The organism is Allorhodopirellula heiligendammensis (assembly GCF_007860105.1).
Classification (GTDB): domain Bacteria; phylum Planctomycetota; class Planctomycetia; order Pirellulales; family Pirellulaceae; genus Rhodopirellula; species Rhodopirellula heiligendammensis.
This window is the reverse complement of record NZ_SJPU01000001.1, coordinates 2,208,142-2,231,876: the sequence shown is the minus strand read 5'-3', so window position 1 is coordinate 2,231,876 and position 23,735 is coordinate 2,208,142. Positions and strand designations below refer to the sequence as shown.

Below are 23,735 nucleotides of genomic sequence, written 5' to 3'. Positions count from 1 at the left end.
GCCGCAGCGCCAGCATCCGTTTCTCTTGAAGCACCGATCTCAACACCGGACAGGTTTAGGTCGCGGAAACTGTTTGCAAATCCTTATCAGGGAGCCAGCCGGTCTGTCCCTCACTCGTGCGGATTTGCGACCAGTTACCGCGCCGATTTATGACCTCAACGCGATGCCCTTGTGCTGCGTCGATGTTGACGACAGTTTCAAACTCGGTGCCATCGCCGGCGTGAAGATTCACAGTGTCGGACACGATGACGGCATTCCACGGTAATCGTGGGTTCGACTCAGTCAGGACGACTGATCCCAGCGAGATGATGAGCAGCAGAAACGGCACGGTAGCCCAACCCCAAACCGGGAATAGACGATGAAATAGGCGAATGGTCAGAACGCCCCAGAAGGCAATCGATGAAACCGCGAGTAACCAAATCAAAGTATTCCGGCCAAGGTAGTTCACGACCTGATTGTTGATCCCACGGACTCCTGAAACAGGCTCCACTACGGAGGTGCCGCGTCGAACCTGCTCGTCAGCGAAAGCCAAGTTCGTTCGTGCCTGTGCATTCGCCGGGTCAAATAGGATCGCGTTCTCATAGTGGGCGATAGCGCGGCCGAGCTGACCGGTTTGAAATTCAGCATTGGCTAGATTGGTATACAGCTCGGCGTTGCGAATGCCGCTGTCAATCAGCATTTGATACTTCGTGCGGGCTGCGGTCAGCAGTTCTTTTGCGTCGGCAGAATCCGACTGGGACTTCGCGAGGGCGAGCTCATAAGCTTCGGTCGCTTCGCTGAGGAGTGTCTGCTGTTGTTCGAAAGTAAGTGCTAGCCGAACATCGTCCACGTCCGTCGTGGCGTTCTGGACTTTTCCATCAAGCGGATCTTGCGGTGCAGTGCCAGGCGCGCCTGCCGTTTCTCCCGCGAGCGACGTTGCGGCCGCCATGCAGGTGATTAGAATTGCCCCCATTAGGCTGGTGGTGCCGTGGCGGGATGAATGCATCGTGGTGGGCATCGCCCCATTGGCAGGTCGCGGTAGTCTCTTGCGTTTAATGCGGCTGCGTTTGTTTGCACTGATCGCATGGTCGACTCGCTCCACCAAAGTGTTTGCGGTCGCCACGCTGGTTTCCAAGGCTGCCGTGCCAGCGGCGTGACGCGAGAGCAGGAATGACTCTGCTTCGGAGGCAACGTGGTATAGGCCGATCAAACGCAGCGCGCCAACCGCTCGTGTTGCGCTCGCAACGGAGTCATCGGACGGATCGTTCGCCGGCACCCGGCTACGTTTCAGAATGAATCCTACCAACGCTTCCTGAACGTCATCTGCTGATTGGGCACGTTCGATTGCCGCTAGACATGCTGCTCGCGGGCTACGGAAACTCGGCATGTTCGCGCGAAGGACAGACCAATACTTCACGATGACCGCGATGATCCAAACCAGAGGTGGAACGATGACAAACGCCCACCACCCATCCGTTGTGGATCGTGGCGACTGTGTTTCGAGCACGCCTGGTCCGCTATCGTTGGTGAAGTTCGGAAGGTGACGGTCCAGCGAAGCTTGAGATGCGCCTGGTGACGAGCCCGTTGCACTACTGACAATCGAGTCGAGTGCGAGAGTTTCCGATTCGGCGACCGTGATCGCGATCGGATCACTCATCACCGTTTCAAATTCTTTTGTGTCTGGGTTGAAGAAGCTAAAGCGAATCGGAGGGATCTCTTCAACTCCGGCCTGGCGCGGGCGGATGGTTGTCGAGAAAACTTTCATGTCGTCTTCGACAAACCCGGCCAATGATTCGTCGGGAACCTTGAATTCCTCAGTTAATTCGGGCAGCGTAGACAGTGGTGGCGCCTGTACCAGCTCCATCGGGCCTGTGCCTCTGATGCCGATGTTAAGTGTGATCGGGTCGCCCGCATCCACCGTTGTCGGGGTAGCTCGCGTGACGATTTGGTATTGTCCCACCGCACCGCGGTAGTCATGGGGGCGTCCCTCGGTTGGAACAGGTCGTACTTCCGTGGCATCCACAGCGACCTCGCCGATGATCGGACGCGATTCGGTGATGGCCAAACCGCGACCAAAAGGTGCACCGAAGAGATCATCGTCCATCATACTTGAGAATGGTGAACGGCCACCGAAGAAGTCGTCAGCAAAAGATCTGCCGAAGGGCGAGCGTGCTTGGCCCAGTGCCGTGGGATAGTCGACAACAATCTGTACATCATCTGCGCTAATGCTGCCCGCCCGTTTCGGATAGACGGTCGCTTCAATGCGGTAGAGGTAATAACTGCGTTCGTGGCCGGTTCCGTCGTCCCGCAGCACTTCTTCTCCACGAGGACGCTGTCGGTTTCTCTTCATGGTTTCGACCTGGTCGCTAAATCCACCCCACAAAGTCGACGCGGATATTGTGCTCCACATATCACCTTCAGACAGCGTCTGCCCGGTCGCGGGGTCACGAAAAGGCTTGACCCAGATCTTCAGCGTGAGATCGAGTGGCTCTCCCACGTAAACCTGTTTTTGATCACCATCGATCTCGACGAACATCAGATCGCCAGTTTCACTTTTGGAGGCCACGAAACGCTGCGGTTTCGTAGCAACCGGCTTCCCGTCGACAGTGAGCTCGAGTGCGGGAATCACGAACGTGCCCTCCTCCCGCGGCGTGACGTGATACTGGAGAACGGCGCTGCGGCTTTCACTTCGTCGGCCGTTAATGATCGTGACCTGAGACATCTCCCTCGGGCGTCCTAGCGATTGAATATCGCACCCATCAATGTTGGGCAACACCGGTTCTTGATAATCGGCGGCATCAACAACTGAGATTTGTAAAACAACCGGCCGACCGACAAAGGTCTCACGCGTGGAAATCTGAGTATCGACTTCGGCGGCAACCGCCGTCGCGGCCAACAGCGCAACGAGGAGGAATGAATGGAAGATGGATTTCATGACGATCTCTCTGAAAAACGACTTGGTATAATGTTGGGTGCCTTATAGATTGCGATGCCACACGGGAATGAAGCAGCCATCACCAATCTCGCTCGGTGGGGATATGGCGGCTTCGTTCGAGTTGCTCTTGACGCAAACGCCGCAACATGTCTCGATCTCGGACAGCTTGAAGCATTTTAAGAGCTTCTTCTTTGGTCATCAGACTATTCTCATCGCTCTCGACACCTACATTTCCGCTGGCGCGCTCCAAGTCCTGCTGCTCGTTCGCTGAGGTCAGTTGACCCGACGGGGCTGCATCGGACGCTTTCGATTCGGATTGGGACTGTTCCGCAGACGATTCGTCGGGAGTCTGTTCTGCGGAGGAAGGTCCCTCGGGTGATTGCCGATCTTCCGCCGAAGTTGCCTCTGGCTGCGCCCCCTGTTGGGCGGCATCTTGAGGCTTCTCGGGCTGGCCCGTGTCACCGTTGTGCGGGTCTTCGTCAGACTGCTGTCCCTGGCTCGACTGCTCGCTTGGACTGGGCTCCTGTTGCTCGGACTGCTCGGAATGCTCGGACTGTTCGGACTGTTCGGACTGTTCGGAATCGGACTCGCCATCGGGCGATTGAGACTCGGAATTCTGTTGAGGCTGGTTCTCGTCAGAATCGCCACTCTCGGATTGAGCGTCCTCGCTCGGTTGCTCTTGTTGCGATTCAGACCCTTCGGTGCCCTTGTCCTCAGATTGCTCCTGTTGCTCACCGCCTTGTTGCTGCTGCTGCTGCTGCTGTTGTTGTTGTTGTTGTTGTTGTTCATCCAATTGGTTACGCAGCTCCACCGCAAGTTCAATGTTGGCGCGGGCTTCAACGTGATGGGGGTCAGCACGCAGTGAAGATCGGTAGTGCGAGATGGCTTGGTTGAGAGCATCAATCGCCGCCGCCTTGTCGGTTTCAGCAGTGGAGACGGCATCAGTGTAGAAGCAGTTTCCAAGGTTGTACCGAGCAGCGGCGGCCAGTGAAGGCGAAGACGCCGTTGACGCTTGGCTGAAAAACGCTTTGGCTGCTCCAAGATCTCCTTGCCTGTATTGGGCGACACCGAGGTTATAGTTCAGCTGTTGCCGAGTTTGTTCCGTTGGTGAGATTCCGTTATACGTCTCGATTGCTTGTTCCAGATCTCCGCTGCGCACCAACTCGTTGGCAGCATTGATTTGGGCGGCCGTGTCGGCAGAGACCGGAATAGCAGCCACGCACGTGAGCAATACGATCGATAAACGTTTCGCAGTGTCGAGGTTCATGACGAATACAACTGTTAAGATGAAAAAAAGTAAATGTCGAGTTGCGGTGTGATTGGGTGCCGCACCGTGTTGTCAGTCAGCGATATCTCTCAACACCGCCGGCCATTCGAATTAGGCAGCCTTCGCGATTCCATCGTGAGGCTGCTTCGACGCTGGATTCGCGTTCTGGTTTGTCAGGGTGCCCCGCGTCGACCAGAACACCTCCAATATCAACAGTAGAAGTGCAGGAACTGCGAACCATTGATACCGGGCGATGTAGGTATTGATTTTGGCATCTTCAAAATTCTCCTGCTCAACGTTGGCAACATAATAATGATAGACATCGGACATGTTGACCCGACGCGTTCCCGCAGGAATGTAGGCACCCTTGGTCTGTTCAGCGATTTGTTGCAGGACCTGCCCATTCAATTTTGACCAAACCTGCTGGCCTTGATAACGAACGTAGCCGCCAGTTCCATTTTCGGAATCAGGCACCCGTGCGCCTTGATCCATGTCGCCGAGTCCGACGGTGAAAATGCGAATGCCCTGCTCGGCAAACAATTTGCTGGCAACTTCGACCGGTTTGCTCTCTTGGTCTTCGCCATCGGTAAACACCACGATCGCCTTGTGGTCATGCGTCTTGCTCAAAAATCCGCTGGCCGCAGCATCGAGTGCGTCACCGAGTCGTGAGCCACCACTGCGAACGGTTTGTGGTCCCACCGAATCGAGAGTTTGTTTGAAGTCGTCGTAGTGACTCGTCAGCGGTACCGACTGACGGGCCTCGCCAGCGAAGGCGATCAACCCGACCCGATCGCCGGCCATGGCATCGATCATATCCTTAATCTGTTGTTTAGCGCGAGCGAGTCGGTTGGGCGAGGCATCCTCGGCAAGCATGCTGCGTGAGACGTCGAGCACAAACATGACTTCGATGCCCTTTTGCGGAACTTCTCTCATGGTCTTGCCCCAGCGAATGTCCGTCAGAGCGATGACGAGCAGACTTAAGCTGGCAAGCACGAGGACGGCAGAGCCCCAGTGGCGGAAGGCGCCACCACGTGGCAGGATCCGATGGCGAAATTTCTGACTTGCAAATCGATTCGCTGCGCGCCGCCGGGAGGTCGCTGCCCAGGCTGTCATCGCGGCGCAAAACGCGATAACGAGGAACAGATAGAGCGCGTCTGGATTTCCAAGTGTTATATCCATGGGAGGATTCTCATTTCAGATGATTGTTAGGTGTCACGCAGTCATCTCGCGCAACCACGTTTGTTGGAGAAGGAGGCGTGCGACCAACAGCACAAAAGCGATCATCAATACGGCGGGAAAGAAGACAGCGCCAGAGTACGATTGCACGGCAAGTTCTCGATAGTCGACAAAGTGCTTGGCTTCTACGTTTGTTTTCTCGAGTTGATCGATCTCTTCGTAGATTTTGGCGAGCGAGTCTGTATCAGTTGCACGAAAGTATTTTCCACCTGTTACCTCGGCAACTTCAGTCAGTGTCGCCTCGTCGATGTTGACTCTCATCCACTGAACGGTTCGGCGACCAAAGGCGTCAACTGCTGGAATGGGAGCTTCGCCCTTTGTGCCAACACCGATCGTGTAGACTTTGATCCCCATCGTCGCGGCGAGCTCGGCCGCTGGAACAGGCTCCAACTGCCCCGCATTGTTTTCACCATCGGTGAGAAGAATGATGACCTTACTTTGAACCTTTTGCTTTTGACGTTCATCGAGCGCATTGAGTTTTTCGACCGCTAACGAGATGGCGTCACCAATGGCGGTGCCATCTTCGCTGCGGGCGGTGACGATCTGAGTATGATTCAGTCGAGATGTGAGAAAGGCGTGGTCGAGAGTCGGCGGCGTCTCACTATCGGCGTATCCTGCGAAGGTAATCAATCCAACCAGATCGCTGAATCTACCTGCAAGATCACGGCTATCATCGCCCTGCACAAATTCGCTGGCGACTTTTTTGATCGCCGTCAGTCGATCGACGGGCTCCCCGTCAATCTCAAAATCGAGAGCTTGCATGCTGCCGCTGCGATCGACGACCATCTCGATGGCGATACCTTCGCTCTCTGCAACGGTTTGTTCACGTCCCTCCCGGGGTCGTGCTGCGCCCAAAACCATGAATGTGATCGCACCGAGCGTCAATGCTGCGGGCAACCATGCCAGGCGTTGCCTCAGGGTCGGAGTCATTTGTTGTGCGATCCGCAGGCTGCTGAACCTGACCGCGCTCCGGCGGCGCGGTGAGAACAACCGCCATGCCAATACCGGTACAAATAAGAGCAACAATAGATACCAGGGTGAATACAACATCAGCTTGCTAATCTCCTAACTCTGCTGCGAGGATGCGATGGCTTGGATGATTTCTCGAGATTCGTCGATCGCTGCGGCGAGCTCGCTTTGAGTGAGGTGCTGTCCAGCAAATTTTGCGTCGTCGGCAAGCTTGATGAGCACGCCGATTCGATCGATGATCTCGCGTGCAACGGTATGTTTATCACTGACCGTATCGAGCAGTTCATGAGTGGTGCGTCCCCCCTCATCCATGTCGAGCTGCAGCAGCAAGAAATCGTGAAGGATGCCGGACAATCGCAGGGTCGCCTCATCGGCACCTGCTTCTCCGGTGCGGGTAGCGAGTTGCAGCTCGGCGAGTTCGCCCAGCGCCCACGTCTGGGGTGTCATGCTGTTACGTTTACGAACGACGATCACGCTCGCGATTGCGAGCACCGCCACACCGACGGTACCTCCGAGCGCCCAAGCAAGGTGGTTCCTAGCAGGCTCCGTGGGAATATCGACGTCAACCACCGGTTGGATATCATGAAATTGAGTGGGGTCGGCGCGATCTTCGAGCACACTAGCGACGTGGATCGTGAGCGATTGGGTGCGTAGTGCAGTGGATTCCGCAGTGTCACTACCGCGCGCACTTTGGATGCGAATTTCGAGGTCCGGGATCACCAGATCGCCGGTTTGAATCGTCTCGAGAGTCATTTGTCGCGTCCAGGTTCTAGTGGCGTTGGTGCCTGCCTGAGGAACATCGAATTGATCCGACACGCCGAGAACTTCGAAGTCACCAAGCTGCAGGCCGCGTTTGGGAAACATCACCTTTGACCCTGTTGGGGCAACGACCGTCCACCGCACCGTAAATGGTTGGGCCACGCGCACGGTCGTCGTCGATGCCTGAGTGGTAATCTCGGGAGTGGCGGCGTCAGCGACATCGACCGTCATCAGCAGCCACATCACTAGCCAACCGGCTGCGACGCAGGCCACCCAGTGTCTCAATGTATGAACGGATAGCGACAGCCGTTGACGTTCATGGTCACGACGTAAAATCATGCTCGAGTCTCTCGTAGATGAAAGTACTTATGTAATGGTTCGACGATATCCGAGCCTGTTTCAAGATGGATCGGCATCAGCCGCAAGCGTCGAAATAGGTGGTCGCGAGTGTCACACTCCCTACGATAAAGATTCGCGAAGTGATCTCGGTTTTGAGAACTGGCGGTGTCGAGGGTGATAGCCTCCCCCGTCTCTTCGTCTTGCAATCGAACCAGTCCTACGTTGGGCATTTCGTGCTCGCGTGGATCTGTGATCACGACCGGGATAATGTCATGTTTCCGCGCGGCGACTTTGAGTGCGCGCTCGTACTGAGTGTCCTGAAAATCGCTGATCAGAAACACGACAGTACGTCGCTTGCAAACCCGATTGAGATGCTCGAGTGCAAAGCGAATGTCCGTTCCGACGCCCATCGGTTGGCAGTACAGCAGTTCGCGGATGAGGCGGAGGACATGTCGCGACCCTTTCCGCGCGGGGATGCTCTTCTCAATCCCATCGGAGAACAAAGTCAAACCAACCTTGTCGTTGTTCTTGATCGCGGACATCGATAACAGGGCGCCGAGTTCCGCTACCAGTTCGCGTTTGGTCTGGGTGGTCGTCCCCAATTTCTGCGAGCCGCTGAGATCAACGAGCAACTGGACGGCGAGCTCACGCTCTTCGCGAAAAAGCTTGACGAAGGGCTGGTCGCTGCGCGCCGTCACGTTCCAGTCGATGGCACGAACGTCATCACCGATTTGGTAGGGACGCACTTCCTCAAACTCGACTCCGCGTCCCTTGAATGCCGAATGCCAATTGCCCGCCAACAACTCATCGACTTGGTGGGAGGTGCGAATTTGGATCCGGCGTATTTTCTGTAGAATCTCGCGTGGAATCATGATAGGCCTGTGTTTGGCGTGCAGCGGACTATTTTTAATCAATCAAAGCAATCGCCGAGCATGGCGAGCTTTGACTTCGTGAACCATCAGGTGGTGGCGGCACCCCCGGGAAAACCTCCCCGACGTCACCGTTGTGAGCAGAGAATCCATCAGTAGCCAGCGCGGCGTCACTGCTCGGCATGGACAGCAAGAAACTCACTCAGTCGGGCAACTCAGATCGTGCACGTGGTGCACTAAGGGGTTGCCACGTGATTGAGAATCTCCGCAACAATCGAATCGCTTGTCCGTTCTTCCGCCTCAGCCTCGTACGTTACCATCACGCGGTGCCGCAGGACGTCCAACGCGATCTCTTTGACGTCTGCGGGAGTAACATAGCCTCGCCCCGCTAGAAACGCGTTGGCCTTGGCTGCCAGCGCCAAATTGATCGTCGCTCGGGGAGAACCACCGAACTGAATCAAATCGCTTAGTTCTAAACCGTATGCTTCAGGTGTGCGGGTCGCCATCACCAGATCGACAATGTAGTTCTGCACTTTGGAGTCAACATAAATCTCGTCGACCAGTTCGCGAGCTGCCAAGATCTCCGCAGGGGAGGTGATCGCATTGACATCGAATTTCGTCGACGTTTTACTCATCCGCTGCAGGATCAGGATTTCCTCGTCGCGGTTAGGGTAGTCCACGATCACTTTAAGCATAAACCGGTCGGTCTGCGCTTCAGGCAATTGATACGTTCCCTCCTGCTCTACTGGGTTCTGCGTTGCCATGACCAAGAACGGATTGTCTAACGGAAACGTCTCCGATCCGATCGTGACTTGGCGTTCTTGCATCGCTTCTAGAAGCGCACTTTGCACCTTCGCCGGAGCACGGTTAATCTCGTCAGCCAGGATCAAATTCGAGAAGATTGGCCCTTTCTGGACGACGAAGGTTTGGTCTTGCGGCCGATATACCTGCGTGCCGATCAAATCAGCTGGCAGCAGATCCGGAGTGAACTGCAAACGCTGGAAGCCAGTGTTGATCGCTTTGGCAAGACTCGACACCGCGGTCGTCTTGGCCAGTCCCGGGACCCCTTCGATCAACAGGTGACCATTGGCGAGCAACCCGATCAACATGCGGTGAATGAGTCGCTCCTGTCCCACGAGAACATGGTTAACCTGCTCGACGATTCTCTGAAAAGGGACGTTTCGCTTGCCAATCTCGTGGGTGAGTTCCGTGATGCGTTCGCGAGTCGTGGGCTGTTCGAGCATGGCAGTACCTAAGAAGATGATCGGATGGGTTTAGCGGTTGGGTCGCGAGATATTGAGGGTCGCGAATCGACCTTACGACCTTTACGTGGACTGTTTTAGCATGGACTGTGCCAAAGCTTCAAAAATCTCAAAAACACCGTAAAACACGCAGTATTTAGCGTTTTCGCCGCGAAGACAACGGGGCAGAATTCCGGACTGGGGAAATATGACCCACCTTGGGCGACAGCGGGCTCCGCGCTGGAGATTCACCGCCCGGGGTTAAGAGCGTTGCGAGCGACTCGTTGGACAGGGACGCGGCGGGAGTATGACCCCATCACGCTTTCGCGAAGTAGCCAGCCCCGAAATTCGATGCGTCCATGCTCAGGCAGATCGATCATGTCGCGGCTTGCCTACAGCCAATCAACACTGCGAAAACGCATGTACAAGGCAACGCACAGGAGCCCCATCATCGCCAGTGAGGCGGGATAGCCCCATACCCACCCGGTCTCAGGCATGTACTTGAAATTCATGCCGTAGAGGCCCGCAACCAACGTCGGCACCGCCAAAATGGCCGCCCACGCGGCCAGACGCTTGGTGTCATCATTTTGGGATACTGAGATCAGCGCTAAGTTACTCTCCAGGGCCGTTTGCGATAGTTGCTGTAGACTGTCGACGAGGCCTGCGATGCAGACAACATGATCGTGGATGTCTTGGAAGTAGGGGCGGGCATCAGCAGAAATCAGATGCGAGTTCGTGCGCGCAAGGCGCGAGGACACATCGATGAGCGGCGAGACCGCTTGCATAATCGCGAGCAGGTCACGACGGAGGTGATAGATACGGGCAGTGACGCTGCGTTCGGACACGCCGCTGAAGATATGCACCTCCAATTCATCCAATTCCGCCTCTAGCGCATCGATAATCGGAAAGTACTGGTCCACCACGAAGTCCATCACGGCGTGGGCAACAAACCCTTCACCTTTGGCGAGCAAATTCGGCGTTGATTCGCATCTTGCACGGACGCCCACATGCGATTGCAGCGAGCCGTGTCGCACGGTGATCACGTATCTCGGGCCGAGAAACATGTGTGTTTCGCCGAATTCGATTCGCCGATCCCCACCGGCGGACAGCTTCGCCGTCCGCATCACAACGAACATCGAGTCGTCATAGACTTCGAGCTTGGGACGTTGATGGGCGTTGTGGGCGTCTTCGATCGCCAGATCGTGAAGACCGAAAGCCTGCTGGATGAACGACAGTACCTGTTCACTCGGCTCGTACAGTCCCACCCAAATGAATCGATCGGAGTGGTTCCAGGCATCCCCCAAATCTGCAAGCGGCACGTCAGCGACCCGGATACCGTTGTGGTATGCCGCTGAGTTGATCACACTTTGAGATGCCATGTTCAGAGTCTTGGGAGCGGAGAGCGGGCGGGGCATCGCCATTGTACGATCTAATGCTTGATCGCCTACGCCCCGCACCAGCCCGTCACGTGAGCGGGCTGAAACCGGTCAATCGCAATTTCGAAGCGCAACCGCCGCTGCCGCGAGGCGACTACCATCCGTACCCATAGCCGGGATAACCGTAACCGCCGTAGCCACCATAGCCGGACCCGATACCCACCGAGATTCCTCCCCCAGGATATCGCGAATAGCCGTAAGGATTCGCCTCAAAACTGCGGTAGGTGTACCCGGAGCCTGGGTATCCGTATCCGGCTCCTCGATAGCCGTACCCACCGTAACTATACCCCCCGTAACCTGCAGAATACACTGCGTTGGCGCGGCGGTAGCCAGCGGGCGCGTAATACGCAGTCACCGGCACGCTATATCCGTAACCGCTGCGGCAGTGGCGGCCATGCCCATGAAATGCCTGGGCTTGCTCCGCAACGGTGGCAGTGCCCAGTGCGATCGCGGCAGTAAATATCAATGTGCGAACCATGACCTGTTTCTCCAAATGGTTGTGAACTGGAAAAGGATACTTGTCTTGGAACGCAATTTTTGTGCCAGACCCATCGTCTGTGTACGATCAATCAGAAGGTCAGCTGCCCGTACGGACCGAACGCATCAATCTTTGATGGAAATGCGATGCGTTTAGCGATACGAGTTCGTCACCGTCACGGGCTTTGGCGATTCCCGAATCCAACTGCGCAGCCATCATTTTACTGGGCAGCCATCATTTTACTGGGCGGCACTCAGGAAACGCGGCAGTTGGCTGATCGCAATCCACACAACGGCGATGCTAGGCTCGCAAGCGATCGGCGCCTTCGCGGTACCGATTCGCAGTCTTCTCGACGATGTCCTGGGGAAGCGGTGGCGGTGGGCTGTTCCGATCCCAATCGGATGCCTGCAGCCACTCGCGGACGAACTGCTTGTCAAAGGAGCGTTGAGCTCGGCCAGGTTCGTATTCGTCTGCTGCCCAAAAGCGTGAACTATCTGGAGTCAGGACTTCGTCGATCAGCATCAGATCTCCTGCGCAGCGTCCAAACTCAAATTTCGTGTCGGCAATCAAGACACCTTTGCGAGCCGCGATGCGGGCTGCGTCCTCGTAAATGACAAGGCTCATCTTACGAAGTTGCTCGGCCGTGTCGGCGCCAAGCTGTTCGATCATGACATCGATGGGAACGTTCTCGTCGTGTCCCTCTTCGGCTTTGGTCGCCGGGGTGAAGATCGGCGAGGCGAGTTTCTCACACTGTCTCAGGCCTGCCGGGAGTGCCACGCCGCAGATCTCGCCACTATTCTGATAGGCGAGCCAGCCGCTGCCTTCGAGGTAGCCGCGCACCACACATTCAAACGGCACCACCTCCGCTTTCCGCACGACCATAATCCGGTCCTTCAGCGGTGCCGCGTCTACACGATCTGCAACACGTTTTGGAACGTCGGTCCCAATCAGGTGATGCTGCAGCGGTGTGCCCGCGTCAGCCAATCGACCGCCTATTTCACCGGTATCAATGGCGTCAAACCAGAATCGGCTCATCGCCGTCAGTAGCTCACCTTTGCCAGGAATACCGCTAGGGAGGATATAGTCGAATGCGCTAATGCGATCGGTGCTGACAATCAGCAGGCAATCGCCCAGGTCGTAGACGTCGCGCACTTTTCCCTGCCGGCGAGGAAAGGGCAGGCTGGTTTGGAGGAGCGATCCGGCGGAATCGAACCGGTAGACTTCTTGAGATGGCATGTTCATCCCTCAAATTTCGCACAGCCGATCGGGTTTGAACAGATAGGTGCCGAATGTGGAAAAATCGGCCTATCTCGCGATGCATCGCAGAACCGACTACCATGGAGGGCTGCCGACCGAACCGGCGGTGGCACTTTCGATTTTTTCCATTCATGCACACGGCACCGAGAAATTTGACAGCCATGGGTCAGATGCACTTCCATGTCCCAGACGCGGCAGCGGGTTTCTTCCACGCCAGCCGGTGGGAAGACGCCTATCTGTGCGGTATGGAAGGGGTACCTTGGCAGACTCGCAATGTATTCCACCCGACCGAGGCGTCCGGTGTAGCCGCAGTTGACGCCGCGCGTGATTTGCCAGCCGGCTTTCGCTCGTCGGCAAGCGCAGGTGGACGTCTTACCTTGACCCGGGGAGTCGACACATCCGCCAAACTACTGATCACCAGTCCCATCGACAGGATTGGATTTCGAGTGTTGTCGACCTGCTCACTTCGCTGTATCGATGCGCCGCACAATTTGGTTGTGGAGTTGGCGCGGGGGAGCTGCCATCGGGTTCGCGCCCAAGCTGACATTTGGCAGCGGGGCGGACTGTCATTGAGCGACCGTTTTGACGAGTTATTGGCGACCGGAACTGAGCGATTTCTCGATGCCCTGCAACCTCGCCAAAAGCATGGGGTTGATGCCCACGGAACCGGACGAGCGTTGGCCGATTGTGAGGCCGAGATTCAATCAACGCGGGCGGGCATCGAGGCGATTTCGTTACTTGAGCAGGCCGCCGCGGAATTAAGTAAGTTGTTTGCTGCACAGTCGATGGCGTTTCGCCGCACGCGTGAGCCTCGTCTGAGCACGATGATGGCAGCCGGCGTGCTGCCCAGTGACGTCACGATCTCGCGGCACCGAACTTCAACGCGAGCTTCACCTGGGCGACGTGACCCATCAGCCGCAGCAAGCTCAGCTGCTGCGAACGTTGCCGCCAACGCATCGCCAGGGCTCGACGATGGACCGGAAACAATTTTTAGTGAGATCTCTCAGGCTTTCAACGCCGTCGCCGTGCGCATTAGCTGGGGTGAGATTGAGAATGCATCGGGCACCCCTGATTTTGCGTCAGCCAATCGTATACTCGATCAATGCGCCAGCACTGGAATGCGAGTGATTGGCGGGCCTGTGATCGATCATCGCGCCGGCATGCTGCCTGACTGGTTGGCGTTGATGGACAACCATTTCGACCAATTGATGTCGGCGATGACTAAATTTGTCGAAGCCACGGTCAATGAGTTTCGTGGCCGTGTGCACCTCTGGAATGCGGCATCCGGTTTGAATGTTTGCGGCCCGTTAGGACTCGATGACGAGCAAGTCATGCGGTTTTCAATAGGCGTTCTACAAACGATCCGTCGTTGCGACCCGCAAACCCCCGTCGTGATGTCGATCGATCAACCGTGTGGCGAATACCTGGCGCGGCACGCGGATGGAATTTCGCCAATTCATTTTGCCGACGCTCTGTTGCGCAGCGGTTTGGGTTTGGCTGGCATCGGATTGAACTTCCGGTTTGGGTATGAGCAAGGAGACACGCAACCGCGCACTGCTCTGGAGTTCGCGCAGCTGATTGACCGCTGGGGTACACTCAGTGCGCCCCTGCTCGTGCAGCTCTCAATCCCTGCAGCTCCCGGCTTGGATCCGGGGGCGCGGATCAAAACCGCCCCTGTGTCTCTTGCCCCGGAGATGAACGGCCAAGCGGCTGCGTGGGCTCGCCAACAGTACGACTTCGCGCGGCCCCTGATTGAGACCTTGCTCGCCAAGCAGATTGTTCACGCAGTGGTATGGGACGGCGCCTCCGATCAGCTGCCCCATGTCATGCCGCATACAGGCGTGATCGATAGCATGGGAGCTCCCCGCCCGCTGCATGCCTACCTCGCTGGGTTGCGTGACGAACTTCTGATGTAGGTTGACTGCCGATTGCTTTCCGTGTCCGGCAATCCTCGCACAAACCCACGCTCCACGGGCGACCAGCAAAAATCTCGATGACATCGGACGCGAGTTCACGCCACCTTAATGTCGTTTAATGCGTGATTAAGAGTCTCAAGTTGTTGCGATGAGACCTGAGTGCGCCGATACGATTTTTATGCTCATCTGAGCCGCTATATTCAGTCCGTCAGTGGGTGGCTCTGATTGAGGTGAGGTGCCTTGGCAAAGTCCGCCCGCATTGTTCAGAACTCGTACCATTAGGGATCACGAAAGATGACATCGATGAACGTAAGCCTGACGGGGATGACTTGTATAACGTTGACCACCATGCTCGCGATGGTGGGTTGCGGGGAGTCTCGACCCGAAGGGATGCCAGAAACCTATCCTACATACGTCACCATCACTCAGGGAGGAACTCCACTCGCTGACGCGACAGTAGTCCTGTTCCCAGAAGATTCAACGCTTGCACGGTGGCCTGTAGGCGGGATGACCGACGAACAGGGTACTGCGGAAATGTTGACATCGACTAAATACGCGGGCGCACCGGCAGGAACCTACAAGGTCATCGTCAATAAAACTGTCACCGAAGGTGATCCCATGCCCAAGCACCCAGGGCAAGGTGCCACTCGTGATCAGATCAATGAATATGATCGAGCACTTAAAACCGGTAAGTTTGAAATGTATAAAGTCGTGTCAAAGGAATTCCGTGCAGCCGGGACCACCACTTTGAGCGTTGAGGTATCTGCGACGGGTGAGAATAAGTTTACAGAAGACGTAGGCAGCCCGGTCAAAGACATGGATGCTCAGGCCACGGCAGCGTCCGCGGGTGGAACTTACACACCGATGGGTACCGATTCCGAGTAGCGATCGGCATGGTCAACTGTTTCAAAAACGAGTTGAATTGGTGTGCACGGCCGGTTCAGCTCGTTTCTGCATCATCCGACAAAGGCTTGCCAGGCAAGTTGCTGCGATAGTGGATTGCAGAGATCGCGGTTGGGATGGCAAGCGAAAGTCGCCCCGGGAACCGATCCGAAAGTGAGCGTTGGCTCTCGCACACTACCGTCAGATGTTGAAAAAGTCGCTGGACTTAGGTGTCCCAAGGCCGTGCGTCGGAGCATGGAATCCAGGGAGCTTGGAAACAGTCCATCCGACTTTACCGTGGTCCATCCCAGCAATCAGCTGAACGCGCGAGCCTCACACGGCCCGGCGAGCGAGTGCGAGCATTCTGAGATACTCGTTTCACCCTGGTAGAAGCATTGCGACGGCAGGATCGAAATCTCGCTCCGCGGAGTAACGACCTGCAGGTGAACGCCTCTACGATGTAACCCGAAAGGTGCGATTGCTGACGGCGGACGTGTCCGCCGCCAGCGATACATCAGCATTTAGCTCAGTACTCAGTGGGAGTCTCGCCACCGCGGTGAGTTCCCAGCGCACCCCACACGCCATAGGGGCTTTCCCCCGCAACCGGCTGAGTCTGCGTGAGGTCTCCGCTGTCGATGGAATCGGTAATGAATCGCACCGAACCGTCTAACAGAGCACCATGGACTCCGCCAGGATGAAAGCTATTAGGTGTGAAAATAGCTGCCCAGTATCCCGTGGGGCTATCCCAACAACTTGGCCCGTTGGGTGGAACGACTGTGTGAAAACCATTCCATGGCGTCCCCGCCTGGAAGAAATTCCCACGCCAGCTATCGCATGGGTTCAAGTACAGATTCCGGTTCACAGGGTCAACCACACTGGTGACACACACATCTGGGTGGATGATCGGCTGGGCGCCGTCTGGATCCAGTAGTGCGGCGTTATAACCTGAACTTCCCTTGACTTCTAACGAGTAGTTTCCCGTCGCGGCGCTCGCCGATTCACTGAAGGCAAGCGTGTTACTGGTGCCGTCGGTGATATCACGGAATTTCACCCACGATTCCAAGTGGAACGGTCCGCGATATCGAGCCTGCACGTATTTGTTGTTTACGTAATTAGGGTGGTGCCATGCCGCGTCAAGCTTCAGCATGCCATCGCCCATATTATACATATAGTTGATTCTCGCATTGTTGGCGTAGGGCGAGGGGCGAGACGAGTTCGGTGATGACGGGCAGAGCACTCCTGATAGGATGGACTCGTATTCTTCGCCATTGAACATCCGCGAGAATGCGCTGGTAGACTTTGCTAGTCGAACTTGGATTGTTTCATAGCGAGCTTGCTGTTCGATATAGGGCAGCAGTGCAACCGTAATTCCGGGGTAGTATCGTGCTACGTTTTGGCCTTTCGGAAGGACTCCTGCGGAGGGGAACGTATTGAATGAGGCGTGGTAATTGTGTAACGCCAAACTCATCTGCTTGATACGATTACTGCACTGCATTCGCCTCGCTGCTTCGCGAGCAGATTGGACCGCTGGTAACAGGAGACCCACCAGTACACCGATGATCGCGATGACCACTAACAGTTCCACAAGGGTGAATCCGTGGGACCGCTTTTCTTGTAACGTCATCTAATTTACTCCACTTCGAGAGTTAGTGAAAAATGAGATGCCTTGGGGGGGGCGGGCGGAATGCCGTGACACATTATATCTCAACAGAAATGCATCGTTGCAAACTCAGTTTAAGCTAGCGAGTGACGCTCATCCGTTGTGTTGTGCCTCAGGAAGATTTCACCCCCATTGAAAAAGTTGCTCAATGCCGACGTCGCAAAATCGCTCTCAGGGGAGCGCATCAGACGTTTTTCCAAAATCGAACGGCACTTCTCTTTCGTGCAACCAGTGGTTATCTAACACTTGCTCGAGATCAGCCACAACGCACGACCGAACCATATCCGAGCGCCTTTCGAAATCAGCCGCGTATCTGCCAGTCGCTCATTTTTTCGACGAGCTCATGGCGCGTGAGGTTAAAATGCAGCGGCGTCAGGGTGGTGTTGCCGTTTCGGAGCTGGATGACGTCGGTCAGTTCCGCTGGGGGGGAGGCTGGCTCGGACCAGAGCGCCCAGTAGTAGTCGCGTCCCCCCGGGTCTTGTCGCTTCTCGTAGCGGCGGCCGTATTGGGCTAGTCCCATCGGTACGATCTTCACTTCACGGGTCGATGTCGTCGCCACCGTGGGAATATTCAAATTAAATAGGCCGCCTGCGGATTCTTCGTGTTGGATCAATTGTCCGATTACGTTGCGTGCAATGACGGCGGCGGCGTCGAAATCAGAATCGTCATCGCGCTCCAGCGAAACGGCCACGCTGGTCACGCCGAAGAAGGCACCTTCGATCGCGGCCGCGACGGTTCCTGAATACAGCACATTGATACCAGCATTGAGTCCATTATTGATGCCGCTGACCACCAAATCGATAGGCGCGTCGGTGCAAAGCTCTGCCAAGGCCAACTTCACGCAGTCAGCGGGCGACCCTTCGACCGCCCATGCCCAGTGGCGGCCGTCCCGATGGATGGATTTGGGGACCAGGGGCGTCAAGTAGGTGATCGAGTGCCCCACACCGCTCTGTTCCGTTGCGGGGGCGACAACGATCACTTCGCCGAGGTGCCTAAGTTGCTGGCCGAGTGCGGCCAGTCCAGGAGCATAGACTCCATCGTCGTTGGTCAACAAAATTCGCATGATAGTAGCGTGTCCTCGTTGTCGTGCATGTCTGAAAACCACCAATCTCGCAGAAACTCGGGAGGTTGACCAACCCGGATAACCCCATCAACAAACTTCTGCGAGTTTCCCGGCAAATTGATTTTGCGGAATATTGGGAAACTCGTTAAAGTTTCACGGCATGATGCTATTTTGACGCGGTTGATCGGCCGCGACGCGACGTTTTCAGGGAGGGAACGATGTCGGGAGAATCTTTTCGCTTTATTCACGCCAGCGACTTTCATTTGGAAACGCCGCTCGGGGATCTGGATCATTTGCCGCCAAATCTTCGCGAAGGACTCGCGACCGCGCCCCGTGATGCCGCCGCCGCCGTGTTCGAAGCGGCGCTCGCCACGAACATCGATTTTCTTGTATTGAGCGGCGATTTGCTGCATCCGGTCGCCGCTGGCCCCCATGGGATGTCCCTGCTGCTGGACAATTTTGAGAAATTGCATGCGGCCAAGAAACCCGTTTACTGGGCCGCTGGCATTGCTGATGACCCCAAACAATGGCCGGAAGCGGTGCCACTACCCCCCAACGTGACACTGTTTCCACGCGACAAGCCACTCTCGATTACCTACGAACGGGCCGGACGTGCGATCTGCTCGGTCGTCGGTCGTTCGAGTGAAGGGCGGTCTTCGCTGCACGTTCCCGGCTTTCAAGCCGAGATTAACGACGAATTCACCATCGGTGTCGGCTATGGTTCCGCAGACGCGAATGCCTTGTCGGCGGGTCGATTGGATTACTGGGCTCTCGGCGGCGCCCACAATTACACCGAAATTGAGGGTGGTGCACCCGCAGGTGCCATCCAGCCAGGATCGCCGCAAGGCCGCGGGCTCGACGAATGCGGGCCACACGGGTACTGCGTCGTGGATGTGGATGCCGAGCACACCGCTCGGGTCCATCGCGTTGAAACAGACTGCTTTCGATATTGCCACGAGACGATCGACGCGGAGGAGATTCGTAGCGTCGGTAGTCTCCGCAATCTGCTGGGCCAGAAAATCGCTACACTCGCCAATGAGAACGGCGGGCGGCATTTGCTAATTGCCTGGGACGTCAGCCTCTCTGATCCGGAAATGATTTCTGCCGTGGGAGACCCGGTCGAGCTACTGCGACAGGTCCGCCGCGACCATGGCAACGGCAATCCCGCTGCGTGGACGACGCGTCTGACCGTTCGCCCCCCCAAAGCCTACCCAAAGTCTTGGCGTGAGGAGGACACGATTCTCGGCGATTTCTTGCGTGCAAGCGACAAATTTCGGAAGTCAGGTTCCGCCGCCGCGAAGCCTGCATCGGCGAAAGACGCTGCGGCGAGCGGCGGACAATCGCGGCAAATCAATTTGATGCCATTCACCGAAGAACACGCGGAACTCTCCAGCACCGCGACGACGCTGCTCGGGGACCTGCCCGCTCAGCATCGCGATGAAACACTCGACGAAGCGACGCTGCTGGGCGTCGAGTTGCTTCGCGGCGGCAAACCATCCTGGGGACGTAAATCATGAAGATCAAAGATATCCAAGTTGATGGTTTTGGGGTCTGGACTGGGCTCAGTGTCGACTCGCTCGACGAGGGCATGACGCTCTTTTACGGGCCCAATGAAGCTGGCAAGACGACCTTGATGCAGTTCCTGCGAGCGATGCTTTACGGGTTCACTCCCGAGCGACGCTCTCGCTACCTGCCACCGATTTACGGCGGCACTCCCGGCGGGGCCATCCGCGTTACTGGACCGGGCGGCGGCTACGAAATCCGACGACACAGCCAGTTGACCGATAGCGACATGACCGGACGCTTGGCGGTGACCGGCACCGATGGGCTCAGTCAAGGACAACATCGTTTGAGCATGCTGCTCGGTCAGATTGACGAGCCAATCTTTACAAACGTGTTCGCTATCGGCATTCGCGAACTGCAGGAACTCAGTACGCTCGACGACACGTCGGCAGCGGATGAGCTGTACAAGCTCAGTAGTGGCCTGGACCGGGTCTCACTTGTCGACGTGCTGCGCAGCCTACGGGCGGGACGAACCGAGTTGGTTGGCAAGACAACTAACTCGGATGCTGAAGACGACGCCGCGATGAACCGACTCGGTAGCTTACTTAGCCGACGTGAAAAGCTGCGAGACGAGATTCATAAGCTCAGTGGCCAGACCCGCCGATGGAGCGAACTGGCGACACAGCGGCGCACCCAGAGCGAAGAGATCGAGTCTCTCCGCGGTCGGATGGTGGCATGGGAGCGTGAAGCACGCTGCGTCGAAATCGCAACCAGCGTGTTCGAGCCATGGCAGACACGCGCTAAGATTGATGCGAAGATTGCGGACATCGAAGGCGAAGTCAATCTGCCTGACGATGCCCCTTCGCACCTCGTCCAGATCGAGGCATCGATCGAGGAACGCAAGGCAAAAGTCGAGGAGATCCGCAGTCGTCGCCGCTCATTACGCGATAAAGCTGAACAGCTGCCGGTTAATAAGCGACTGTTTGATCTGCAGGGCCGCATCGAGGCGGCAACTCAGCAGGCGACCTGGGTCGAAGCGTTGGAAGAGCAGATCGATCGAATCGACGTCCAGATTGAGAAGGCACGCAAGCTCGTTACCGCCGACGCCGATCGGCTAGGTCTGGACGAGCATGAGCAGTCGCAAATCGCCGAAGGTGATCTGACGACGCTACCTGATCTCTCCCGCCAAACCCTCTCGACGTTAACGGGACCGGCCAAGCACGTCAAAGAGCAATCGTTCCTACTCAAGCAAGCAAGAACCGAAGGCAAGACCCATAAAGAGCGAGCCGAAAAGCAAGGCGCGAAACTTCAGGACATTCTAAGTCGCGCCCACGCGACCGACTTGCAGCAAGCAATCCGACGTGAAAACGATAATATTTCTTCGCTGCGGCATCGTATCCAACTGGGTACGCATCTGGACAAATTGACGAAGCATTTTCGCGACCTCGAACGTGAGTCCATCGAACTGACCACCGATGAGGCGTTGCCGATTGACCAGATGTTCCAGTTGGGACTGCCGTTCTTGTTCGGTGGTGTTGCTGTCGCATACGGCCTATTCAACGTGTGCCAAATCACCACGTTTGTGGCGCGCCCGAACCCGACCCACGGCATGTTGTGGATCCTCTTTGGTGGCATGGCATTGTTCCTGTTCTATCTCAGCCGTGAGAAGGGGCAGCGAAGCACCGAGGCCGACCTTGATGATTGCGAGCGCCAGATCGAGAGCGTCCGACGACAAATTCGCGAAGTCGAATCCGAGCGTGAGGATCATGATTCGCATCTGCCGTCGAGCAACGAAGCCCTCGAGACGCGTTTACGTGAGTCGGAGTCGCTGCTTGCCGATCTCGAGGAAGCCCTGCCGATTTATCATGCCCATGAAGCCGCCCAACAGGCATACAAAGCGTCATACGCTCGTGCCACACGAGCCGCCGATGACTTGAAAACGGCACGTCGCGAATGGACCGATACACTCGACCACCTGGGGCTTTCAACGACGCTATCACCCAAGAGCATTCGCGCACTTGGCGATGGTTACGAAGCACTGCAGGCCAGTCTGCGACGATTGCATGATCTTCGTGAAGAGCGAGATCAACGTCGTCGCGAACGGCAAACGATCGCCAAACGCATTGAAACACTCTACATCGAAGCACTCGATGCGTCCGAGGATGCAGCCACGGCTGCGAAGCACGCCAGCGATCAGAGTGACACCCACGACGAACGACTCGCCAACAAAGACTCACGTGTACTCAAACGCGTCTCCGTCGAGAGTGGCGATCGTGTCGCAGGCTCCCTCAAGTCACGGTCCAATCCCCTCGACCAGCTCAACCATCTGCATGAGGAACTCGCCCGGCAACAGCACTGGATCAAACAACGCCGCGATTTGAAGGCGCAAGACCTGCAGCACAAAAAACAGCACGCCGTCCATACCAGTGCGATTGAACGTGCCGAACAACAGCGTCGCGCCCTATGGGCCAAGTGTGGAGTCGCCACTGCGGAGCAGTTCTACCAGATTGTCGATCGGCGATCGACGCTTGCTCAGCTACAAGATGAGCGCGACGAACTCGACAAGCAGATTCGAGCAATGGTCGGCGCAGCGGTCCAATACGACGATGTCGCTCGTGAGATCGAAGGCGTCAAGTCGACCGATCTCGAACGCCGTTGGGATTCACTGACGACTAGGATGAGTGAAACCGAAACTCGAATCTCGGCGCTACAGACGGCGCAAGGAGAACTCGCCGCCAGCATGAAACAACTCGGCGATGACGATCGCTTGATGACAGCGCGACTGGAGCTCGGGTGTGTCGAGCGTAAACTCGAACAACTTGCCCGGCGGTGGCAGACTTTGGCGATGGCGAGCAGCCTGTTGGAAGACGTGTGCGGCACTTTCGAAAGAGAACGTCAACCCGAAACCCTTCGCGAAGCCTCCTCATTTCTCCATCAATTGACCGACGGCAAATACACGCGCATCTGGACGCCGCTGGGAACCAACCAACTCAAAATTGATGATAGTGAAGGCAACTCGCTGCCACTTGAGGTGCTCAGTCGGGGCACAGGCGAAGCGGTCTTCATTGCACTTCGCCTTTCGCTAGCAGCGGCCTATGCCCGCCGAGGCGTCATGCTTCCCTTGGTACTCGACGATGTATTGGTGAACTTCGACGGCGCTCGCGCTGAATACGCCGCACGAACGCTGCAAACATTCGCTGCCCTTGGGCATCAAGTCATGATGTTCACGTGCCACGCACACATCGTCGAAATCTTTCATAAAATTGGCGTGCAAGTCCGCGAGTTGCCCAATCAAGGCACCCCCGGGCGTGCCCATGTCCTCGCGCCGCCTGAAGAGGTTGAGGAGGAAGAGTACGAAGTGGAGGCCGTCGAAGAGGAGGCTTACGAAGAAGAGACTTTTGAAGACGTGGTAGCCGCGGAGGAACCGCAGCCCGTCGCGGAGGTCGCTGCCGAACCCATCGCGGCCCCGCCGCCGGCACCATTGCCGATTATCCGGCCTGCTTCGCTCGTCCTGGAGGAGCTGAAATCCACTCCGCTAACTGCGAAGCCACCCAAGTCGCGATATCAATTTGCCTTTGAGCGTCTGCATCGCCAGCACCGTCGCCGCCGCACGCCAAAAATCAAACTCGAACGAATTGAGCCAATCAAGGCCGAACCGATACCGCGCGTCCGCATCATTCATGAGCGCCTGCCTGCACCAGTCGAAGAGCCCCAAATTCCAGCAGACACAATCGGATGGGCGTGGTTCGAACGCGAGCCTGCCGATGGGCATATCGATGCCGATGAGGCAGCAGCCCAAGCGGCTCGCAATCAGTGGCTGGCTGAAGAGGACCGTGTTTACGAAACTGAAACCGCCGATGAGCCTGTGCGGCATAGCGAACGCAATGACTCCCCGAGCGATGAAAACGCGTGGTGGCAAGCCGAAGCACGGTAGCCGCTACGGGCC

General features: G+C 56.6%; 17 protein-coding genes. 4 read left to right on the top strand and 13 right to left on the bottom strand.

The genetic code is table 11. The features are described from left to right. Nucleotides 1-55 precede the first annotated feature (55 nt). The 10 genes from Poly21_RS08475 to Poly21_RS08425 form a co-directional block, all read right to left on the bottom strand. Complete coding sequence (locus Poly21_RS08475; protein ID WP_146406416.1) at nt 56-2,914, bottom strand: BatD family protein; 2,859 nt, start codon at nt 2,912-2,914, stop codon at nt 56-58. Between the two features lie 79 nt (nt 2,915-2,993). Next, on the bottom strand, nt 2,994-4,181 hold the full coding sequence (locus Poly21_RS27265; RefSeq protein ID WP_302118118.1) for an ICP22 family protein: 1,188 nt from the start codon (nt 4,179-4,181) through the stop codon (nt 2,994-2,996). Between the two features lie 111 nt (nt 4,182-4,292). Next, complete coding sequence (locus Poly21_RS08460; protein ID WP_146406413.1) at nt 4,293-5,360, bottom strand: vWA domain-containing protein; 1,068 nt, start codon at nt 5,358-5,360, stop codon at nt 4,293-4,295. Nucleotides 5,361-5,393: 33 nt separating this feature from the next. Continuing rightward, on the bottom strand, nt 5,394-6,467 hold the full coding sequence (locus Poly21_RS08455) for a vWA domain-containing protein (RefSeq protein ID WP_146406412.1): 1,074 nt from the start codon (nt 6,465-6,467) through the stop codon (nt 5,394-5,396). 15 nt (nt 6,468-6,482) lie between these two features. Continuing rightward, nucleotides 6,483-7,484, bottom strand: a complete 1,002-nt coding sequence (locus Poly21_RS08450) for a BatD family protein (protein ID WP_146406411.1) — start codon at nt 7,482-7,484, stop codon at nt 6,483-6,485. Continuing rightward, a complete protein-coding gene (locus tag Poly21_RS08445) occupies nt 7,481-8,356 on the bottom strand; it encodes a DUF58 domain-containing protein (protein WP_146406410.1) in 876 nt (291 codons plus the stop codon). Before Poly21_RS08445 ends, Poly21_RS08450 begins: the two co-directional genes overlap by 4 nt. 233 nt (nt 8,357-8,589) lie before the next feature. After that, the gene (locus tag Poly21_RS08440; protein WP_146406409.1) at nt 8,590-9,597 is read right to left on the bottom strand and encodes an AAA family ATPase; all 1,008 of its coding nucleotides are present in this window, start codon (nt 9,595-9,597) and stop codon (nt 8,590-8,592) included. Between the two features lie 389 nt (nt 9,598-9,986). Further along, complete coding sequence (gene corA, locus Poly21_RS08435) at nt 9,987-10,973, bottom strand: magnesium/cobalt transporter CorA (protein ID WP_302118114.1); 987 nt, start codon at nt 10,971-10,973, stop codon at nt 9,987-9,989. Nucleotides 10,974-11,124: 151 nt separating this feature from the next. Then, entirely contained in the window at nt 11,125-11,508 is a 384-nt protein-coding gene (locus Poly21_RS08430; protein ID WP_146406407.1) for a hypothetical protein, read from the bottom strand. A gap of 300 nt (nt 11,509-11,808) precedes the next feature. Then, nucleotides 11,809-12,744, bottom strand: coding sequence for a phosphoribosylaminoimidazolesuccinocarboxamide synthase (locus Poly21_RS08425; RefSeq protein WP_146406406.1), 936 nt, complete (start codon nt 12,742-12,744; stop codon nt 11,809-11,811). Nucleotides 12,745-12,926: 182 nt separating this feature from the next. Here Poly21_RS08425 and Poly21_RS08420 point away from each other — a divergent pair, with 182 nt between their 5' ends. Both Poly21_RS08420 and Poly21_RS08415 read left to right on the top strand, forming a co-directional pair. Beyond that, nucleotides 12,927-14,681 (top strand): endo-1,4-beta-xylanase, encoded by a 1,755-nt coding sequence (locus Poly21_RS08420; RefSeq protein ID WP_146406405.1) that lies wholly within the window; start codon nt 12,927-12,929, stop codon nt 14,679-14,681. A gap of 294 nt (nt 14,682-14,975) precedes the next feature. Beyond that, nucleotides 14,976-15,566 carry a carboxypeptidase regulatory-like domain-containing protein gene (locus tag Poly21_RS08415; RefSeq protein WP_146406404.1) on the top strand — a complete coding sequence of 197 codons (591 nt, stop codon included), beginning with the start codon at nt 14,976-14,978 and terminating at the stop codon, nt 15,564-15,566. A gap of 71 nt (nt 15,567-15,637) precedes the next feature. On the opposite strand, the gene Poly21_RS27260 is transcribed toward Poly21_RS08415, so the two are convergent. The 3 genes from Poly21_RS27260 to surE form a co-directional block, all read right to left on the bottom strand. Further along, entirely contained in the window at nt 15,638-15,820 is a 183-nt protein-coding gene (locus Poly21_RS27260) for a hypothetical protein (protein ID WP_302118110.1), read from the bottom strand. Between the two features lie 269 nt (nt 15,821-16,089). Continuing rightward, the gene (locus Poly21_RS08410) at nt 16,090-17,187 is read right to left on the bottom strand and encodes a DUF1559 domain-containing protein (RefSeq protein WP_146406967.1); all 1,098 of its coding nucleotides are present in this window, start codon (nt 17,185-17,187) and stop codon (nt 16,090-16,092) included. Between the two features lie 337 nt (nt 17,188-17,524). Beyond that, entirely contained in the window at nt 17,525-18,286 is a 762-nt protein-coding gene (gene surE / locus Poly21_RS08405; RefSeq protein WP_146406403.1) for a 5'/3'-nucleotidase SurE, read from the bottom strand. Between the two features lie 218 nt (nt 18,287-18,504). Between surE and Poly21_RS08400 the strand changes: the two genes are divergently transcribed. Together Poly21_RS08400 and Poly21_RS08395 are read left to right on the top strand one after the other, a co-directional pair. Next, nucleotides 18,505-19,803, top strand: coding sequence for a metallophosphoesterase family protein (locus tag Poly21_RS08400; RefSeq protein ID WP_146406402.1), 1,299 nt, complete (start codon nt 18,505-18,507; stop codon nt 19,801-19,803). Further along, nucleotides 19,800-23,723, top strand: a complete 3,924-nt coding sequence (locus Poly21_RS08395) for an ATP-binding protein (protein ID WP_146406401.1) — start codon at nt 19,800-19,802, stop codon at nt 23,721-23,723. Before Poly21_RS08400 ends, Poly21_RS08395 begins: the two co-directional genes overlap by 4 nt. Nucleotides 23,724-23,735 lie beyond the last annotated feature (12 nt).

Bases quoted from the DNA above. Each gene is read 5' to 3' on its own strand.
- Poly21_RS08475 (WP_146406416.1), bottom strand. From the start codon at position 2,914: ATGAAATCCATCTTCCATTCATTCCTCCTCGTTGCGCTGTTGGCCGCG.
- Poly21_RS27265 (WP_302118118.1), bottom strand. From the start codon at position 4,181: ATGAACCTCGACACTGCGAAACGTTTATCGATCGTATTGCTCACGTGC.
- Poly21_RS08460 (WP_146406413.1), bottom strand. From the start codon at position 5,360: ATGGATATAACACTTGGAAATCCAGACGCGCTCTATCTGTTCCTCGTT.
- Poly21_RS08455 (WP_146406412.1), bottom strand. From the start codon at position 6,467: ATGTTGTATTCACCCTGGTATCTATTGTTGCTCTTATTTGTACCGGTA.
- Poly21_RS08450 (WP_146406411.1), bottom strand. From the start codon at position 7,484: ATGATTTTACGTCGTGACCATGAACGTCAACGGCTGTCGCTATCCGTT.
- Poly21_RS08445 (WP_146406410.1), bottom strand. From the start codon at position 8,356: ATGATTCCACGCGAGATTCTACAGAAAATACGCCGGATCCAAATTCGC.
- Poly21_RS08440 (WP_146406409.1), bottom strand. From the start codon at position 9,597: ATGCTCGAACAGCCCACGACTCGCGAACGCATCACGGAACTCACCCAC.
- corA (WP_302118114.1), bottom strand. From the start codon at position 10,973: ATGGCATCTCAAAGTGTGATCAACTCAGCGGCATACCACAACGGTATC.
- Poly21_RS08430 (WP_146406407.1), bottom strand. From the start codon at position 11,508: ATGGTTCGCACATTGATATTTACTGCCGCGATCGCACTGGGCACTGCC.
- Poly21_RS08425 (WP_146406406.1), bottom strand. From the start codon at position 12,744: ATGCCATCTCAAGAAGTCTACCGGTTCGATTCCGCCGGATCGCTCCTC.
- Poly21_RS08420 (WP_146406405.1), top strand. From the start codon at position 12,927: ATGGGTCAGATGCACTTCCATGTCCCAGACGCGGCAGCGGGTTTCTTC.
- Poly21_RS08415 (WP_146406404.1), top strand. From the start codon at position 14,976: ATGACATCGATGAACGTAAGCCTGACGGGGATGACTTGTATAACGTTG.
- Poly21_RS27260 (WP_302118110.1), bottom strand. From the start codon at position 15,820: ATGCTCCGACGCACGGCCTTGGGACACCTAAGTCCAGCGACTTTTTCA.
- Poly21_RS08410 (WP_146406967.1), bottom strand. From the start codon at position 17,187: ATGACGTTACAAGAAAAGCGGTCCCACGGATTCACCCTTGTGGAACTG.
- surE (WP_146406403.1), bottom strand. From the start codon at position 18,286: ATGCGAATTTTGTTGACCAACGACGATGGAGTCTATGCTCCTGGACTG.
- Poly21_RS08400 (WP_146406402.1), top strand. From the start codon at position 18,505: ATGTCGGGAGAATCTTTTCGCTTTATTCACGCCAGCGACTTTCATTTG.
- Poly21_RS08395 (WP_146406401.1), top strand. From the start codon at position 19,800: ATGAAGATCAAAGATATCCAAGTTGATGGTTTTGGGGTCTGGACTGGG.